Raw genomic sequence first — 17,809 nt, 5'->3', positions numbered from 1 at the left:
TCACGCTGGATCGACAGCACCGGCCGGGCAGCCTGCCGCCCAAGCTACTTCGGCGGCGCCTGAGTTTTCGTGACCGCGCGCGTACGGCCGGAGCGTGCCGAGATCCCGCGACGCGCGAAACGGTGTCGCTCCGGCGGTGTCATCCCGCCCCAGACACCGAAGTTCTGATCATGGCCCAACGCGTAGTCGAGACACTGCCTGACCACCTCGCAGGACGAGCACACGCGTTTGGCGTCGCGCGAGTTGCCGCCGCGCTCGGGAAAGAACGCGTCCGGGTCGGTTTCGGCACACGCGGCCTCCCTGCGCCACGACTCCGGTTCGCGCTCTACCGAGCCGAACCATGACTGCCCGCCGAGTGTTCGCAGCTTCATCTCAACCCCCTGGGTCGTATCGTGCCATCAAGCTTCTGAAATAGCTTGCAGGCCAACATGGTTCGCCGATGCCCGCACTAGCGGCGACGCTGCCGAGGTATCTCCGTGTCGGAGAACATGATCCAACCTACAGTGACAGTTAATTGTCGGCAACAGCTTCTCGGGCCCCGGCGCTACACTTGTGCGGGTTCGGCGGGCGCGTCCGGTTAACGCACCCTTTCGGCCAGAAATGCCCTCACACCGCAGGCTGTGGCGGAAATAGGCTGCGGCAATGATTACTAGCAACCAAACAGTTACCAATGGGCCGCTATACCAGCTGTCCCGCGGCGCCTGGCAGTCGCTGCTGGCCATCGGCATCATCTCGGTGTCGACGGGCGCGATCGTCCTGGTTTGGCCGGGACCGACGCTGGTGGTGGCGGGCATACTTTTCGGCGCTTATCTCATGGCGTCCGGCATTCTCCAAGCGGTCGCCGCTTTCGGGCCACAGGTCAGCGGCGGCTGGCGGGCGATGTCGCTCATCAGCGGCATCCTGTCGTTCATCCTGGCCTTCTTCTGCCTACGCGATATCGGCAGTTCTATTGTGCTGCTCGCACTTTGGGTCGGCATCAGCGCGATGTTCCGCGGCATCGCCGCCCTGGCCGGCGGTGCCGAAGCGTCCAGCCGGATGCCGGGCCGCGGCTGGGCCGTCTTCTACGGAGTGCTGCTGCTGCTCGGCGGTATCGCGCTGGTCGTCTGGCCGATCCACTCGATCGCGAGGCTCACACTCGTGGTCGGCTGCTGGCTGGTCATCATGGGCATCGTGGAAATCGTCCATGCCTTTCAGGTGCGCTCCGCGGCGAAGAGAATTCCCGCCGAACTGTAAATGGCGTTCACACAGCAAACCCGGTGGACGCCCGCTCTCAGCGGGCGTCCACCCACGGATGCGAAGAAAGGCCAGGCATGGAGCCGATCCGGCTATCGACCGCCGATGGACCACTGAATCTGTATCGGCTGGCACAGTTTCTCGAAGTGGCCGAGCAACTCAGTTTCACCCGGGCCGCCCGCAAGCTGCACATCACCCAGCAGGCACTCAGCACGGCGGTGCGCCGCCTGGAAAAAGACCTCGGCGTTGCCCTTTTCGAACGAACAACCCGACGGGTCGCGCTCACCCGTGCGGGACGCACCCTGCGCGACGGTGCCCGCACACTGTTGATGGTCTCCCGTGCAGTGACGGTCCAGACCCGACAGGCAGGCTCGACGCACCGAACGCTCGGCTGAGCGGCCAAGGCGCCTCGCACGCTCAGTACGCGGCGGGCGCAGCCGCTACCCGGCCCGACTCGATGGCTGTCGACAACGACTTATGGTCCGCCTCGGTCTGGTCCGCGTAGGCGAGCGCGAACTCGGCCATCGCTCGATCGAAACTGTCCCCGGTGCCGAGGTACGCGGCGATGGCGACACGGTCGCCGGTGCGAGCGTGCGAGCGGGCAAGGGTATGCCCGCACAGTGTGGCGTGCTTGCGCAGCATGCCGCGAGACATCTCGGCGATATCCGGCGAACCCTTCATATCGCGCAGCTGCCGCCAATAGTAGAACCGGCCCTCGGCATCACCCGCCCAGCCGAGGAGAATATCGCTGGAGGTTTGGGCGAGCTGTTGCCCGTGCACGACCCGATGGCCCTGATGCTTGAACTTGCTCGCCGACAGGTGCCGGGCCAGGACCGACGCCTCCGCCTCCTTGACCTGAAGAAACAGCGGGCTTCCGGTACTCGTGTCGGCGAAGAGCCCTACGTAGCAACGGGTTCCGACGCTGCCCACGCCGACGACCTTACGCGCTACGTCGACCAGGGCGTATCGATCGAGCAGCACTCGACGATCTTCGGGCAGGGTCTTCCGATAGCCGGCGAGGGCACGCGCGACGCGGGCGTCTTCGTCCCCGTGGAACGGCACCAGCAGCGGCGGTTGATGTTTGATCCGCGGGATACCGTCGGCGTCGGGTTCGGTGAGCTTGTTCAGCGCGTGCAGGCTGGTGCGGTGGCGAGCGGACCGCAGCGAACTCTCGACCTCTTTGCGTTGCTTCTGTTTTCGCACGAGTGCGGCGACTTCTTCCGCGTCGACCTGGTAATACCACACGGTCAGCGCATCGAGTTCGGCCATCCGGTTCATGGTTTCGCGGTAACCACGTCCCGCCGCGAACGCCACCCGCTCCGCCTCGTCGTCGCCGAATCCGTTGGCGCGCGCCGAAATCGCGAGGCTGGCCGCGAGGCGTTTGACGTCCCATTCGAAGGGGCCGGGTAGCGTTTCGTCGAAATCGGTGATGTCGAGCACCAAGGTGCGTTCCGGGGAGGCATACACCTCGAAATTGGCTACATGGGCGTCGCCACACAGCTGCACCGTAAGACCGGTATTCGGCGAGTACGCCAGATCCGCAGCCATGATCGCGGCGGCGCCCCGCAGGAACGGAAACGGCGCGGCGGCCATGCGGGCAAAACGAATCGGCACCAAATCAGGCAGTCGCGTGGCGACCTGTTCCTCGAGGATGGCGATGGGGTCTTCGCGGTCGGGCGGACATTGCCACACCCCGAGCGAAGAACGTGAAACTCGCTGACGCGTTGCTCGTCCTGCCGCGGCGGAATCGAAGGCGGTCGTCACTGTCGTCATTCGACCACTATGGCCTGTTTCCACGACTTGGTAAACAATCAGCAAATTCGTGTTGTATATGCACAGTATCGCGGTTGTCTACGATGGCGAGGAGTGAGCCCGGTGGGGCCGGTGTGCTAGCTTCCGTGAAATACCCAGCTCCACAACCGGACTCGGCTTGTCAGCCGCTGGCACTCGACCGGCTCGGTATCGCCGCGCTGCCCGGTAAATCGTGCTGCGGTCCTTCGACAATTGGTCTCGAGGTGCGATCATGCCGTCCGGCAACCGCATCGGATCGAAATCGGTCTCGCTCGAACAGGTTTCGGCTCGGGTAAGGGTGAGCATGCCGAGCGGGATGGATTCCTGACCGGTCCACAGCTGGGTCGGGTCGTGCACGTCGTCGTCCGCGTCGGGCAGGTGGGCGGTCAGTTCGAAGTGGGCGGGAAGGCGGGTGGCGAGCTCTGTCGCGAGGTAGTCGCGTGGCAGGGCCTGGGCTGACGCGACGGTCAGCGCCGGAAGTGGTTGCAGTGGCCGCCAGCTCAGCCGCGCCCATCGGGTGACGCCCGCCGCGTCGACCAGGCCGAAGGCGTGCACCGCGTGGTACGTCACGCCGGTGAAGCCGGTGATCGGCAGTGCCTGTTCGGCCAGGCTCAACGCGGTCGCCGCCTCGGGATGGTGGCGCACGAATTCGATGACGGCCGCCGGATCGCCGGACCCGGTCGCCCGGAGAAAAGCGATCATGTCCGGACCGTTGCGGACGAAGAAGACCGGCAACGTGAACATGACGAGGTCGAGATCGCCGATCCGCACCGCCAGGCCGTGGTCCCCCGGGTCGCCGTCGTGCCCTTCGCTGCCGCCCAACGTGCTGGAGAAACGAGCCGTGAAGGGCGTTCGAGCCGCGGCGAACACCTCAGCCGTGCTCAGTTGCGCGGCCTGCCGGTAGGGGGTGAAGTCCCCGGTAGCCGCGCGACCGCGGGCGTGCAGCAGTCGCTGTCTGGGGTCGGCACCGGTGGCTGCGGCCAGCTGTTCGACGAAACGCGTGTCGTCATCGTGAGGGTCGTTGGGCACAGTGGCGACCGTATGCTCCAGGCGTTCTCCCCGCATCGGTCACCATATCGGTCGGTGCGGCAAAGCGGATCAACGGCGCTGATGGGCAACCGTCCAGGGTCCCGTACGATCCCTTCGACATGATTCTGTACGGACGGCGCCGAGAAAAGGGGGAGGTCGAGCGGGTCCTCGACGGCGCGCGGCGGGGTACAGGGTCAGCGCTGATGTTCTGGGGAGACCCCGGCATCGGGAAGACCGCGCTGCTGGAATACGCGACCACCGCCGCGACCGGGTTCCTGACGCTGACCTGTCGCGGCACCCGGATGGAGTCCGGACTCGCTTTCGCCGCCCTGCACGAGTTGCTGTGGCCGGTGATCGATCGGATCGACGCGCTGCCCCCGCCCCAGGCGGCCGCCTTACGCGGGGCACTCGGGCACAGCGGGGAGGCCGCGGATCGGTTTCTGATCGGTGCGGCGACGCTCACGCTGCTCTCCGAGTTCGCTACCGAACAGCCACTGCTGATCACCGTCGACGATGCGGATCTGCTCGATGAGCCGACCGCGACCTGCCTGACCTTCATCGCGCGACGACTGCGCACCGAACCGATCGCCATGCTGCTCGCCGGGCACGACGACCCCGCGAACGGCGGAGCCTGGGAGCTGTTGCCCGGCTTCGAGGTCGGCCCGCTCGCCGACACCGACGCTGCCGAGTTGGTGCGGCATGCGGTGAGCGGGGCGGATGCGGACGCGGTGCGCCGCACGGTGCGGATGGCCGCGGGAAACCCGCTGGCGCTGCGCGAGCTCCCCGGTGTCACCGAGGAGGGCGGCGAGCACACGCCGGTCGGTCCCCTACTGCGCCGCGCGTTCAGCGCACGTACTGCCCGGCTCTCGACGGCTGCGCGGACTTTGCTCTTGATCGCGGCGGCCGAGAACCGCGGCGATCCGCGCACGGTCCGCGAGGCGGCGGCCGAGCTAGGTGCGGGTCCGGCGGCGTGGGATGAGGCGCGGCGGTCCGGGCTGCTCGCGGTCGTCGACGGCCGGACGCGGTTCCGAACCCCACTGCTCGCGGCCGTCGTCTACGACGAAGCTCCCTTCACGCAACGGCAATCGGCGCATCGCGCGCTGGCCCGCCAGCTGCCCGGCCCGGACGACGCGGGACTGCGGGCCTGGCACTTGGCGGCGGCCGCCGACGAGGCGGACGAGGAGGTGGCCGCGCTGCTCGAACGTCATGCGCGCGACTGCTGGCGGCGCGGCGGCTACGCGACGGCGACGCGGGCGATGCGCCAGGCCGCGGCGCTGTCGCCGATGCCTGCGGATGCGGCGCGACGGCTCGCGCTGGGTGCTCGATCCGCTTGGGAGGCAGGGCAAGTGGGCCCGGCACGCGAACTGCTGGAGCGGGCGGGCCGGCTGGCGCCGGAGGACACGGTGGCGCGGCTCAGTGGCGGACTGCGTGGCGGCATCGAATTCGTGTGTGGCGATCAGGCGCAGGCGAATCGGTGGTTGCTGCGGGACTCCGTCGCGGTGGCCGACCCGGCCATGGCGGTGGAGCTGGCGTGCCTGGCGATTCGCGCGGGCTGGTCGGGCGGGTCCGCCGAGCGCCAAGCCGCGGCGTTGCAGCGGCTGACCGGCTTGGCGGTCAACGCCGACTTCCCCAAGGGCGCACTGCTTTCCGTGGTCGAGCAGTGGTGGGGCAGCGCACCGCGACCGGCACCGGTGCCCTGGACCGAGGAGACCGCAGGCCAGCTCGGCGCGCTCTCCTGGCGGCTGATGCCACCGTCACCGCTGGCCGTGGTGTGGGGCATGGAGCAGTGGCTGGGCGACGCGTATCGGCACAAGATGGACGGGTTACGCCGGACCGACGCGGTCACCGGACTGGTGCTGACCACGTCACAGCTGGTAACCCTCGACATCGTGGCGGGCCGATGGACAGACGCGAGCGCCGACGCCGCGGAGACGCTGCGCCTCGCCGAGGAAATCGGCGCCGACCACACCGCCTCGCAATGCCGTAACTCGCTGTCCTGGCTCGCGGCATTGCGCGGCGACGAGCGGACGGTCAACGAATTGACCACTCGCACACTGGAATTGTCGGTGCCGCGCGGCGTGCGCGCGCTGACCGCCGCCGCCTACTGGCATCGAGGGCAGGCGGCGTTGTTCGCCGGGCGGGCGGCCGAAAGCCTGGAACACCTGGTTCGGCTGACCGAACCCGGTCACGACGCGGCGCATGCGACCTTCGCCATGCTCGCCGTCGAGGACACCGTCGAGGCCGCGGTCCGGGCGGACCGTGCCGACCTGGCCGCGGCTGCCCTGGGGTCGCTGCGGGACTGGGCCGAACGCACCGGCGCGGCCTGGGCCACGGCCGCCGCGCACCGCAGTGCGGCCTTGCTCGCCACCGAGGAAGCGGAGGATTTCTTCCTGCGCGCTCTTGCGGTGCCGGGTGCGACGGCGCGCCCGTTCGCGCACGCGCGCACTCGGCTGCTCTATGGGGAGTGGCTGCGGCGCGCACGCCGCCGCACGGATGCCCGGGTGCAGCTGGCCGAAGCAGCCGAGATATTCCGCAGGCTCGGCGCCGCGCCGCTGCTCGCACGCAGCCTGACCGAGCAAGAGCTCACCGGTCAGCAACTGCGCCGTACCGAATCGTCCGAGCGCCGTACCGAACTCCTGCTCACCCCGCAGGAACTCCGGGTGGCCCGCCTCGCCGCCGACGGCCTCACCAATCGGGAGATCGCCGCGCAACTGCTGATCAGCCCCCGTACCGTGGGCCATCACCTGTCCAGCGTCTTCCCGAAGTTGGGGATTGCCGGTCGGGGCGAACTGGCCAGGGTGGATTTCGAGAACGGCATGCGGCTGACCGACATCTCCGCGCGGCCGACCTAGGTCGGTGAGCTGCGTCACCGACCTATTCGATGACGGATTTCCCAGGGCGGCCGGGCTTCTAGCGTCGGTGCCATGAACGACACCACCGCGCACCGCACCGTCATCGTCGGCGGCGGTTCGGCCGGAGCCGTGCTCGCCGCCCGGCTCAGTGCGGACCCCGATCGCCGCGTGCTGCTGCTGGAAGCGGGCCCACAGTACGCGCCGGACGCCTACCCCGCCGAGGTCGCCGACAGCCGAATGCTCGGCGCGTACACCGGCCACGACTGGGACTATCGCTCCGAGCCCGGCTACCTCGGTCACGCCGTCGCCGCCTACCGCGGCAAGGTGCTCGGCGGCAGCTCGGCGGTCAACGGTTCGGTCGCCGTCCGCGCCTTGGCTTCCGACTTCGATCGCTGGTCGAAGGGTGGCCTGACCGGCTGGTCGTACGCGGACCTGCTGCCCGCGTACCGGGCGCTCGAATCCACCGGCGCCGGTGCGGACGCACTGCACGGTCGCAGCGGACCGCTGCCCATCACTCAGCTCACCCGAGACGACCTCAGCACCATGCAGCGCGCCTTCGTGGATGCTGCTCTGGCGCACGGCTTTCCGGCTGTCACCGACTTCAACGGCACGGCGGCCGAGGGTGTCGGCCCGTATCCGATGAATGTGCGCGACGGTGTTCGGGTCAATACCGGCATGGCGTATCTGACCGAGGCGGTACGCGCCCGTGCCAATCTCACGATCAGCGCCGACGTGCTGGTCGACCGTGTGTGCTTCGCGGACGGGCAGGCGGCCGGTGTCGTCCTCGCCGATGGCACCTCGCTTCCTGCGCGGGAGGTAATCCTCAGCGCGGGGACCTACGGCAGCGCCGCGATCCTGCTGCGCTCGGCATCGGCCCCGCCGCAGACCTTGCCGCCCTCGGCATTCCGGTGGTCGCGGACCTGCCCGTCGGGCTGCGGTTACAGGACCATCCCTTCTACTACAACGCCTACGCCGCCGATCCGGAGCGCATCGGCGTCCAGACTCCGGTGATCGGCGCCAAGGTGTGGACCGCGAGTTCGCAGGCCGACGCGGGCGAGCTGGATCTGCATATCACCGCCACGCACCTGTTCGAGCACGCCAGCAGCCCCACCGGTGTCGGCTTCGTGCTCGCGGTCGCCCTGGTGCGTCCGCACTCGCAGGGCACCCTGACTCTCGTCAGCCGGGACCCGGCGGTCGCGCCCCGTATCGATCTCAATTTCCTGGCCGAGCCCGGCGACCGCCGCCGCCTGATCGAGGGCATCGAGCTCGCCCGTCGCCTCGGTGCCGCCCCACCGCTGGCCGACCTCGTCGAACGTGAGCTGAATCCCGGTCCGCAGGCGACCAGCCGAGCCGACCTCGAAGCCTCGATGCTCGCCACCCTGGACACCTACCATCACCCCACCTCGACCGCCCCGATGGGCGCGCCGGACGACCCGGCCGCCGTCACCGACCGGCTCGGCGCCGTGCACGGCGTGCCCGGCCTGCGGGTGGTCGACGCGTCGATCTTCCCGGATGTCCCGTCGGCCGCCACCAACCTGACGGTCATCGCCGCCGCAGAACACATCTCCCGCCAGATCTGAACTCCGACAATCTGTTCGACTCTCCGCACGGTCAAAGGAACTGCATCATCGTGACCATTTCCGGTCTTCCACACGCCCGCAACTACATCGACGGCCAGTGGGTCGATTCCGCCACGCACACCGAATCTTTGAACCCGGCCACCGGCCAGGTTCTCGGTACCTTCGCCGAAGCAGGCGCCGACGAAGCACGCGCCGCGATCGCCGCCGCCCGGCGCGCATTCGAGACCACCGACTGGGCCCGCGACCGCACCCTGCGGGCCAAGGCACTGTTCGAGATGGCCGACCACCTCGAGGCCCGCCGCGACGATTTCATCACCCTGCTCGCCCGCGAGAACGGAAAGATCCTGGGGGACGCCACCTTCGAGGTCGACCTCACCATTCCCAAGTTGCGTTACTACGCGGCCCTGGCCCTGAGCGACCACGGCGGCGCGGCCGAAGTGCGGCCCGGCCTGTACTCCATGACGCTGCGTGAGGCGGCGGGCGTCGCGGGTGTCATCGCGCCGTGGAACTCGCCGCTCGTGCTGGCGGTCCGGTCTTTCGCGCCGGCGCTGGCCGCAGGCTGCACCGTGGTGGTGAAGCTGCCGGGCCAGACCGGCCTGGTCAACGGTTTGCTCGCCGAGCTGGTTGCCCAGACCCGCAGCCTGCCGTCCGGAGTGATGAACATCTTCACCGAATCGGGCAATGACGGTGCGCCACTGCTCGTCTCGTCTCCGGAGGTGGATGTCGTGAGCTACACCGGCTCCACCATGGTCGGCCGAATGATCATGGCGAACGCCGCTCCGACGCTGAAGCCGCTGTCCCTGGAGCTGGGCGGCAAAAGCCCGATGATCGTGTTCGACGACGCGGATCTCGATGCCGCGGTGCCGGTGCTCACCGCGGCCATCACCACGTTCACCGGCCAGTTCTGTATGACCGGCAGCCGCATCCTGGTCCAGCGGGGCATCGCGGACGAACTGCGCCGCCGGATGGTCGCGGCGCTGCAAGCGGTCAAGGTCGGGCCCGGTGACGACCCGAGCAGTGAGATGGGCGCGATGATCGACGAGCGCAACGCCCAACGCGTCGAGGGTGTCGTCGCGGACGCCGCAACCTATGCGACGGTGCTGGTGCAGGGCCGACGCGACGGCGCGTTCCTGCACCCGTCGCTGGTCGAGGTCCAGGATCTGGACGCGCCGATCGTGCAGCGGGAGGTGTTCGGTCCGGTCGCCACCTTCGAGATCTTCGACACCGAGGCCGAGGCGATCACCCGCGCCAATGCCACCGAATACGGTCTGGCGGCGTCGATCTGGACGCGGGACGTCGACCTGCCGCTGCGCGTCATGCGGGAGATCAAGGCCGGGACGGTGTGGACCAACACCTGGGCCGTGGTGCACGACATGTTCGAAGAGGGCGGTTTCAAACAGTCCGGTCTCGGACGCCTCAACGGTATGCGGGGGCTGGAGGAGTTCCAGGAGACCAAGCACTTCGTGCACGCGACCTCGCCTGCCTGACCGGCGTCCGTGACCGAAATACCCTCGGGTCCAGCACAACCGGACGTGGCACTCATCGTGGCGCGGGTGGTCGAGCCGGGCCACGAGATGGCGTTCCAGGAGTGGGCGCGCGGCATTCTGGCGGCCGCCGCCACCACGATCGGCTATCTGGGCGGCGGCTTGTTCCACCCGGTCGTGGACGGCGGTCCGTGGATCATCGTGCACCGCTTCCGAAATCAGGACGCGTTGCAGAGGTGGCTGGACTCGCCGCAGCGGGCCGGGTTCTTCGACAACATCGAGGGACACCGGCACACCGAGGTCGCGCGTCGCGAACTGACCGGCATGGAGACCTGGTTCGCGGCGGCGAACCCCGCCGGGTCTGTCCCGCCGCGCTGGAAGATGGCGGCGAGTTCGGCGATCGGGATCTTCCCGATCTCGCTGTTCGGCAGCGCGGTGCTCGGTCCCCACCTGGCCGCACTGCCGCTGGTGCTGCGGACTGCCTGCTTCGCCGCACTGTTCAGCGTGCTGATGACCTATCTGTCCATGCCGCTGGTCACCCGCGTGCTGCGCCGCTGGCTCAGACCCGGCCAACCGGCCTCTTCCCCGAACACCAAGCCGCAGAAGGAGATTCCATGACTACCGCAATTATCGGCACCGGAAACATCGGCAGCCGCCTGGCGGCAGACCTCGTCGCGGGCGGTGCGGACCTGCTGCTCGCAGGCAACGATCTCGCCGACGCGCAGACCCTCGCCCAGGCCTTGGGCGAGCGCGCCACGGCGGTCACCGTCGACCAGGCCGTCGACCGGGCGGACGTGATCATCTTCGCCGTCTGGCTCGATACGACAAAGCAACTGCTCGCCGAGTACGGGGACCGGCTGTCCGGAAAAATCCTGGTGGACCCGTCCAATCCGATCGCACCGGACGGCAACGGCGGATTCGTCAAAACGATCGCCGCCGACGAATCCGCCGGGCAGATTCTGGCCGCCCTCGTCCCCACGGACGCCCACCTGGTCAAAGCGTTCGGCACCCTCTCCGCCGAGACGCTCGGATCCGCCTCCCGCAGGGCGCCGGATCGCGCCGTCGGGTTCTACGCCGCCGACGACGAAGCGGCGGGCAAGGTCGTTGCCGAACTGATCACCGCGGCAGGCTTCGACCCCGTCGCCATCGGCGGCCTCGACCAGTCGATCCGCATCGAGGTCTTCGGCGACCTGCATGAGTTCGGCGCACTGGGCAAGACAGTGAACCGGACGGAAGCGCTCGCCGCGCTGTGATGCTCACTCCAATCCCCCATCCCCATATTTGCCAGGAAGGCTGATCGACCATGAGTACCAAAGGAATTCGACTCGGACGCACGCTGCTGATCGGCATGGCCGTCGCGCTGAGCATGGCGGTCACCGCGTGTTCGGCCAAGGCCGACAAGCCCGCGATCGAGCAGCCGGTGGACAAGCCTTCGGTCCTGCTCGTACACGGCGCGTTCGCCGACGGTTCGAGCTGGACCAAGGTCGCCGAAAAGCTGCAACGCGACGGCTACCAGGTCACCACCGCCGCCGTCCCGCTGCGCGGCCTCACCTACGACTCCGCCTATATCCGAGGGGTTTTGGACGGCATGCCCGGCAAGACCATCGTGGTCGGCCACTCCTACGGCGGCGCGGTCATCACCAATGCCGCCACCGGATCCCCGAAGGCAGCCGGCCTGGTGTACATCGCCGCATTCGCCCCCGATCGCGGCGAGAGCCTCGGCGAGCTCGACGGACGCTTCGGCGGCCCCGCCACCAAAATCTCGGTGCCCCACGAATATCCACTCCCCGACGGCAAGGGCAACGCCCCCGAACTGACCATCGCCCCCGACAAGTTCGGCGAATTCTTCGCCCAGGACCTCCCCGCCACCGACGCCGCCGTCCTCGCCGCAGGCCAACGCCCCATCGCCGTCGCCTCCTTCACCGAACCATCCGCCGAACCCGCCTGGAAAACCCTCCCCAGCTGGACCCTGGTAGCGAAAGACGACCGCATGATCCCCCCGGACGGCCAGCGCCAAATGGCCACCCGCATCAACGCCACCGTCGTCGAGCACGCCGGCAGCCACGCCATCGCCCTCTCCCAACCCCAAGCCGTAGTCGACCTCATCGAGACCGCCGCAGCCAAAACCAGCTGAATCCCTCTCCACCCCTATAGCTTCGACACTCGTCGCCGTCATCCCGACCTGGGATGACGGCGACGTCATGCGTCGCAGGCGAAAGGTCTCCATACGATCGGTGCAGCGCGACCTCGTTCAAGAGCGATGCGAGTTTGCCGCGGAGCGGTCGACCGGGTCCGAACCGCCTACGCCGGAAGCGAATTCGTCGATACGCAGCGGGCCACCTGCGTGGCGGGCCAGCGGTGGAGTGTCGATGGCCGCCGACGTGCGGATGCCTTCCAGCAGCTCCCGTACCGCGTCCAGGGAGCTGTGGTGCGGCTGCCATCCGAGTTCGGTGTGTGCTCGTGTGGTGTCGAGCACCGGAATTCGCAGAAACGCGTCGAGTAGCTGGGGTGACACGGGGAGCAGGCGGAGGAGCCAGGCGGCCGCGAGTCCGGAGCGTAGCAGGCGGGTGGGTACGCGTACTCGGCGTGCGCCGAGTAGTTCGCTCAGGCGTGCGGTGTCGAGTACCGGGTCGGCGGCGATGTTGAAGGGTCCGGCCACCTTTCGGGTGACGGCGAGCCGGAAGGCCTCGCCCGCGTCGGCGGTGTGCACGGCTTGGAACAGCAGTTCCGGGATATCGGGCAGGACCGGGATCAGGTCCGGGCGCACCAACCGGTTGGGCAGTAGTGGACCGGCGAACAGGCGTCGTTGCGCGCTTGCGGAGCCACGCTGGAAAATGAACGCGGGGCGCAGCCGTACTACCCGGCACTGTGGGTGCTGTTGTTCGAAGGTGTCCAGGAGGCGCTCGACGTAGGCCTTTTCGCGCGTGTAGCCGGCCCACGGCCAGCCATTGGTCGGCCAACTCTCGGTGACCGGCCGTTCGTCGCGCCGCGGGGAGTAGGCGCCTACCGAGGACGCATACACCAATGCCGGAACCCGTTCGGCAGCAACAGCTTCCAGCACTCGGGAACTGCCGATGGCATTCGTCTCCCAGGTCACCGTCGGCTGGTGCGTCGGCTGGAACAGCCAGGCGAGATGGACCACCGCGTCCGCGCCGCGGAACAGCGCACCCAGATCGTCGGTCCGGACGTCGGCCGCGGCCCATTCCGTCTTGGGCACGGCACGGTCTGCCTTGCGGCGCGCGAGTCCGAGAATCGACGTGACTTCCGGATCCGCGGCCAGTGCGTCGACCACGCCCGTTCCGACATTTCCGGTGGCACCCGTTACGACGACACGCATCTGAACTCCTCGGTCCGAGAACGTCCTCAGCTCGCGGCATACCCGCATCCGCGCTGCGAACACCTCGACGCGTAGAAGTTCCTGGCCGGTATTCGAGGGGTCTACGCGTTACCTAGGACCGGCCGGGTGCACGACCACGCAACAGCGATCCGGATGCGGCTCCAATTCCGCGCACGCGTCGGGCTGGGTACTCCCGGCGATCGCGCCCTCGATCAACCGCAAGTTCAGCCCGCACACCAGCTCCCGATGGTCCTGCGCAACCAGATGAAAAGGGCAGTTGCGTAGATTGATACGAGCGTCGTCGACCTGGGGCAAGTACCCGCAACTCCACAACGCGGCCAGCAGGTCCCCACCGCTGGCCGCGGCCGCACGCCTCCCTTCGGCGAGTGCGGCCTCGTGCACCGCCGTGCGCACGGCACCGCTGTCGTCCTGCTCGACCGAGGAAACCATCAACCGGGCCAGCAGCTCGTAGTCGCGCGGTGGCGCGGTGAACGCAATCTCCTTCGTGGCCCGGGCATAGAACTTCGCCGGCCGCCCCGCACCGGGCCCGCCACGACCGGCCGGGCGCCGGTAACTGACCGTCACCAGCTCGGCCTCGGCCAGTTTGTCCAGGTGATAGGCCGCCAGTGTCCGGCCGATTCCGGCGGCCGCAGCAGCCTGCTCGCGTGAGACGGGCGCGTCGCTCTCGATCACATGCTCGTAGAGCTTGCGCCGCACCGGGTCGTCGAGGTTGCTGAGCGCCGCCAGAACCGCTGGAACGCCGGAACGCGGAGTAGGCATGCCCAACTCTAACACCAACCAGTATTGACAAATAAGCGTCGAGGGCAGACTCTAAAAACACATATCATTATTCTTACAGAAGGGTTTCCGTGATGAACGCTTCGACCTCGCTCCCCTCTCCCCGCAACCTCGGGGAAGCTGTGCAACGCGCGCGCAGCGAACCCGCGTACGGCGCGTTCCTGCTGCTGCGGATCGGTTTCACCGTGCTGCCGATCGCCTTCGGCCTCGACAAGTTCACCAATGTGCTCACCACCTGGGAGAACTACTTGGCGCCGTGGATCATCGACTTCGCCCCCTTCACCACACAGCAGACGATGTGGATCGTCGGGGCGATCGAGATCGCCGCAGGCCTGGCCGTCGCGGTCAAACCGCGCTACGCCGCCTTCGTGGTCGCCGCCTGGCTCGCCGGCATCGTGCTCAACTTGCTGACCTACCCGGGTTTCTACGACGTCGCATTGCGCGATTTCGGCCTGCTGCTCGCCGCACTCACCTTGGGCCGGTTGGCCTTCGTCTACGACCCGGCCTGGCATCGACGCACCGCGCCCGCAGGCAAACTCAGCGCCGCCTGACCGGAACCCGTTGCGCCCCTGCGTACTCCAGTAATCACATCGTCCACCTGGCGATGCCCATTCCGGCGTCGCCAGGTGGACCGCACCTAGTTTTTCGCGGAAGGAACTCCATGGGCTCGCAAGCGACACTGCGTGTTCTCCATCAGGCACCGGGCAGGGACATGGCGGCGGCCGAAAACGCGGCGGCCGCCTTTCTCGAAGCCCTCGGGATCGCACTCGACTCCGAAAGCCTGCGCGACACGCCCCGCCGCATGGCACAGGGCTACGCCGAGTTGTTCACCCCTCGCGCCTTCGATCTGACCACCTTCCCCAACGACGAGAACTACGACGAGCTCATCCTGGTCCGCAACGTCGCACTGCGATCGGTGTGCGAGCACCATCTGCTGCCATTCGTGGGCACCGCGCACATCGGCTATCTGCCCGGCGAGCGCATCATCGGACTGTCCAAACTCGCCAGGGTGGCAGAGCATTTCGCTTGCCGGCCGCAGTTGCAGGAACGGCTGACCAAGCAGATCGCCGATTGGCTCGCCGAACACCTGCGGCCGCGCGGGGTCGGCGTCGTCATCCAGGCCGAACACAGTTGCATGACCCTGCGCGGGGTGCAATCGATCGGGTCGGCCACCGTGACTTCCACGCTGCTCGGCACGCTGCGCGAGGACCCGCGTTCGCGCCAGGAATTCTTCGCGCTCGCCGGCGTCAACACCTGATCAGTCGGTACCCGCTGAGCGCGGAGCGGTGAATGCGTCTGCCCACGGAGCGAAAGCGCCCGCCGCTGCGGCAAGCGCAGCACTGACGGCCGCACGATCCGGCAAATCCGGATCAGGTGGCGTGCGCAGCAGCACCAATTGGTGGTAGAGCGGTGCGGTGGCGGCGATCAGCAATGCACGCGCGTCGACCTCGGGCGCGAGTTCGCCGCGCTGCACCGCGCGCTGAATGATGATCTCGGACTGCGCATATCGGTCCTCCCACAATCGCCGTAGCGCGCGAGCGGCTTCCTCCGACCGGAACGACACCGCGATCAGCGCCACCGCGATCGAGGACTCCTCGCTCAGCGAGTCCTGGATCTCCTGGTTGAGCGCCGCCAAATCTCCACGGAGCGAACCGGTGTCGCGCGGTTCCCACGGCTGCTGGGTCGCCGCATCGAAGACGTCGGCGAGCAGCCCGCCGACATCGTGCCAGCGGCGATACACCGTCGCGCGATGCACGCCCGACCGCGCGGCGATGGCATCGATGCTCAGCGCGTCGTAACCATGTTCGGTCAGCTCCGCGCTGACCGCTTCGAGCACTTGGTCACGGATGCGGGCGGTTCGCCCACCCGGGCGACGGGCCGGTGGAGGTGCGGAATTCATGGTCGGCAGTCCGATTGCTTGACGGGATGGAGCACTCACGATACCTTAGTGCGACAGTCGTCGTATTAAGTGAGGGTGCCGATGTTCTTCCGAAGTGTTTCCCCGACCCTGCGGTCCCTGCTGACCGTGTCGTCCTCGAACGCTTCGGAGAGTGCACATGCGAACCCAGATCACCGCGCGAGCGGTCAGCAAATCCTTCAACGGCACAACGGTTCTCGATGAGGTGACGTGTTCGCTCGCCGCGGGCGAGCGAACCGGGATCATCGGCGAGAACGGATCCGGCAAGACCACCCTGCTGCGCCTGTTCGCCGGGCGGGAGCAGCCCGATCACGGCGAGATCGTCGTGCACGCCGACGGCGGCATCGGCTACCTCGCCCAGGAAGAGCAGCTGCCGCCGAAGTCGACCGTGCAGGAGGTCATCGATCGGGCACTGACCGAGCTCCGTGCGCTCGAACAGCGGATGTGCAGGCTCGAGGTCGCGATGGCCGACGGCGACGAGTCAGGGATAGCCGAATACGGCGAGCTGACAACAGTTTTCGAGCTACGCGGCGGTTACGATGCCGACGCTCGGGTGGAACGCGCGTTGCACGGTCTGGGTTTGAGCCTGGTAGACCGCACCCGCACGGTCGGCGAGCTGTCCGGCGGCGAGCAGGTCCGGCTGCGCCTGGCCGCGATCCTCGCCGCAGGCACCGAGGTTCTGCTGCTGGACGAACCCACCAACCATCTCGACGGCGACGCCCTGACCTGGCTGGAAGATCATCTGCGCACCCGCCGCGGCACCACGGTGACGGTCTCGCACGACCGCGCCTTCCTCGAACGGGTTGCGACCAGTCTGCTCGAGGTCGACGCGGACCGGCGGCGAGTCATCCGCTACGGCAACGGCTATGCGGGATTCCTGGCCGAGAAGGCGGCGGCGCGCCAGCGATGGGTCCAGTCGTACACCCAATGGCAAACCGACACCGACCGGCTCCGCGAACTCGCCGCCACCACCGCCCGCGATGTCGCACCGGGCCGGGCCATGAAGGACAACAACAAGATGGCCTACGACCGGGCCGGTGGGCGGGTGCAGCAGTCACTGGCCAGCCGGGTTCGCAATGCCGAGGAGCGGTTGCGCCGTCTGCTCGCGGATCCCGTTCCGCCGCCACCACAACCGCTTCGGTTCGCACCCACACTGCGAGCAGGTGGTGCGCGCGGCACCGTGCTCGAGGCCACCGATATCGCTGTCACGGATAGGCTCGACCGGACCAGTCTCACGGTTACCGCAGGCGACCGGCTGCTGATCACCGGCCCCAACGGGGCAGGCAAGTCCACGCTGCTGCGGGTACTGGCAGGCCGGCTCGCGCCGGACACCGGCACGATCATTCGCCACGGCAAGGTCGGCTACCTCACGCAGGATCCGCCGCCCGCCGAACCCGGGCAAACCCTGCTGGCCGCCTTCGCCCGCGGTCGCACCGGCGAGAGCGACGCGCACGCCGAACGATTGCTGTCCCTGGGCCTGTTCGACCGTGCCCGCCTGACGACGCGCGTCGAGAATCTGTCCACCGGACAGCGGCAACGTCTGGCCTTGGCGCGGCTGGTCACCGAGTCCGTCGATGTGCTGCTGCTCGACGAGCCCACCAACCACCTGTCGCCGGGCCTGGTCGAAGAGCTGGAAACCGCGCTGGCCGAATACCGTGGCGCCCTGGTGATCGTCAGCCACGACCGCCGGCTACGCGCCCGCTGGCGCGGTGCTCAGCTCGACCTGCGCGCGTCCGTATCCGTCTGATCCCATACCCCCGAAGGAGTTTCGCGTGCCCGACAGCCCC

The 17,809-nt window shown here is 68.0% G+C and carries 18 protein-coding genes; 12 read left to right on the top strand and 6 right to left on the bottom strand.

Annotation, left to right across the window (positions count from 1 at the left end):
* Positions 1 to 44: 44 nt before the first annotated feature.
* Entirely contained in the window at positions 45 to 371 is a 327-nt protein-coding gene (locus tag DBO33_RS16960; protein WP_107655911.1) for a WhiB family transcriptional regulator, read from the bottom strand.
* Between the two features lie 271 nt (positions 372 to 642).
* On the opposite strand from DBO33_RS16960, the gene DBO33_RS16955 reads away from it, so the two are divergent.
* A complete protein-coding gene (locus tag DBO33_RS16955; protein WP_107655910.1) occupies positions 643 to 1,233 on the top strand; it encodes an HdeD family acid-resistance protein in 591 nt (196 codons plus the stop codon).
* A 77-nt stretch (positions 1,234 to 1,310) separates the two neighbouring features.
* A complete protein-coding gene (locus tag DBO33_RS43985; RefSeq protein WP_107655909.1) occupies positions 1,311 to 1,628 on the top strand; it encodes a LysR family transcriptional regulator in 318 nt (105 codons plus the stop codon).
* A 22-nt stretch (positions 1,629 to 1,650) separates the two neighbouring features.
* Here DBO33_RS43985 and DBO33_RS16945 read toward each other — a convergent pair whose 3' ends face one another.
* On the bottom strand, positions 1,651 to 3,006 hold the full coding sequence (locus tag DBO33_RS16945) for a DUF2252 domain-containing protein (protein WP_199856667.1): 1,356 nt from the start codon (positions 3,004 to 3,006) through the stop codon (positions 1,651 to 1,653).
* Between the two features lie 78 nt (positions 3,007 to 3,084).
* Positions 3,085 to 4,053, bottom strand: coding sequence for a catalase (locus DBO33_RS16940; protein WP_159080311.1), 969 nt, complete (start codon positions 4,051 to 4,053; stop codon positions 3,085 to 3,087).
* Positions 4,054 to 4,172: 119 nt separating this feature from the next.
* Between DBO33_RS16940 and DBO33_RS16935 the strand changes: the two genes are divergently transcribed.
* The 7 genes from DBO33_RS16935 (at position 4,173) to DBO33_RS16910 (ending at position 12,103) form a co-directional block, all read left to right on the top strand.
* Complete coding sequence (locus DBO33_RS16935) at positions 4,173 to 6,905, top strand: helix-turn-helix transcriptional regulator (RefSeq protein ID WP_107655906.1); 2,733 nt, start codon at positions 4,173 to 4,175, stop codon at positions 6,903 to 6,905.
* Positions 6,906 to 6,977: 72 nt separating this feature from the next.
* The gene (locus DBO33_RS43580; RefSeq protein ID WP_199856666.1) at positions 6,978 to 7,916 is read left to right on the top strand and encodes a GMC family oxidoreductase; all 939 of its coding nucleotides are present in this window, start codon (positions 6,978 to 6,980) and stop codon (positions 7,914 to 7,916) included.
* Positions 7,814 to 8,485 (top strand): GMC oxidoreductase, encoded by a 672-nt coding sequence (locus DBO33_RS43575; RefSeq protein WP_199856665.1) that lies wholly within the window; start codon positions 7,814 to 7,816, stop codon positions 8,483 to 8,485. Before DBO33_RS43580 ends, DBO33_RS43575 begins: the two co-directional genes overlap by 103 nt.
* Positions 8,486 to 8,535: 50 nt before the next feature.
* Positions 8,536 to 9,972 carry an aldehyde dehydrogenase family protein gene (locus tag DBO33_RS16925; RefSeq protein ID WP_234390884.1) on the top strand — a complete coding sequence of 479 codons (1,437 nt, stop codon included), beginning with the start codon at positions 8,536 to 8,538 and terminating at the stop codon, positions 9,970 to 9,972.
* 45 nt (positions 9,973 to 10,017) lie between these two features.
* Positions 10,018 to 10,587, top strand: a complete 570-nt coding sequence (locus DBO33_RS16920; protein WP_199856664.1) for an antibiotic biosynthesis monooxygenase — start codon at positions 10,018 to 10,020, stop codon at positions 10,585 to 10,587.
* Positions 10,584 to 11,222, top strand: coding sequence for an NADPH-dependent F420 reductase (locus tag DBO33_RS16915; protein WP_107655905.1), 639 nt, complete (start codon positions 10,584 to 10,586; stop codon positions 11,220 to 11,222). The genes DBO33_RS16920 and DBO33_RS16915 overlap by 4 nt, the downstream gene beginning before the upstream one ends.
* A 50-nt stretch (positions 11,223 to 11,272) precedes the next feature.
* Positions 11,273 to 12,103: an alpha/beta fold hydrolase gene (locus DBO33_RS16910; protein ID WP_234390883.1), complete on the top strand. Its 831-nt coding sequence runs from the start codon at positions 11,273 to 11,275 to the stop codon at positions 12,101 to 12,103.
* 117 nt (positions 12,104 to 12,220) lie between these two features.
* Here DBO33_RS16910 and DBO33_RS16905 read toward each other — a convergent pair whose 3' ends face one another.
* Positions 12,221 to 13,306: an NAD-dependent epimerase/dehydratase family protein gene (locus tag DBO33_RS16905; protein ID WP_107655904.1), complete on the bottom strand. Its 1,086-nt coding sequence runs from the start codon at positions 13,304 to 13,306 to the stop codon at positions 12,221 to 12,223.
* A gap of 108 nt (positions 13,307 to 13,414) precedes the next feature.
* Positions 13,415 to 14,086, bottom strand: coding sequence for a helix-turn-helix transcriptional regulator (locus DBO33_RS16900; protein ID WP_107660338.1), 672 nt, complete (start codon positions 14,084 to 14,086; stop codon positions 13,415 to 13,417).
* 92 nt (positions 14,087 to 14,178) lie between these two features.
* Here DBO33_RS16900 and DBO33_RS16895 point away from each other — a divergent pair, with 92 nt between their 5' ends.
* Both DBO33_RS16895 and folE read left to right on the top strand, forming a co-directional pair.
* A complete protein-coding gene (locus tag DBO33_RS16895) occupies positions 14,179 to 14,655 on the top strand; it encodes a DoxX family protein (RefSeq protein WP_107655903.1) in 477 nt (158 codons plus the stop codon).
* A 110-nt stretch (positions 14,656 to 14,765) separates the two neighbouring features.
* Entirely contained in the window at positions 14,766 to 15,362 is a 597-nt protein-coding gene (folE, locus tag DBO33_RS16890; RefSeq protein WP_107655902.1) for a GTP cyclohydrolase I FolE, read from the top strand.
* Here folE and DBO33_RS16885 read toward each other — a convergent pair whose 3' ends face one another.
* Positions 15,363 to 16,004 carry a TetR/AcrR family transcriptional regulator gene (locus tag DBO33_RS16885; RefSeq protein WP_107655901.1) on the bottom strand — a complete coding sequence of 214 codons (642 nt, stop codon included), beginning with the start codon at positions 16,002 to 16,004 and terminating at the stop codon, positions 15,363 to 15,365.
* Positions 16,005 to 16,161: 157 nt separating this feature from the next.
* Here DBO33_RS16885 and abc-f point away from each other — a divergent pair, with 157 nt between their 5' ends.
* Entirely contained in the window at positions 16,162 to 17,769 is a 1,608-nt protein-coding gene (gene abc-f / locus DBO33_RS16880) for a ribosomal protection-like ABC-F family protein (RefSeq protein WP_107655900.1), read from the top strand.
* Positions 17,770 to 17,809 lie beyond the last annotated feature (40 nt).

The sequence above is a fragment of the Nocardia suismassiliense genome (assembly GCF_900269665.1).
Taxonomy (GTDB): domain Bacteria; phylum Actinomycetota; class Actinomycetes; order Mycobacteriales; family Mycobacteriaceae; genus Nocardia; species Nocardia suismassiliense.
The sequence above is the reverse complement of the archived record's forward strand: the minus strand, read 5'-3'. Positions and strand labels throughout refer to the sequence as shown.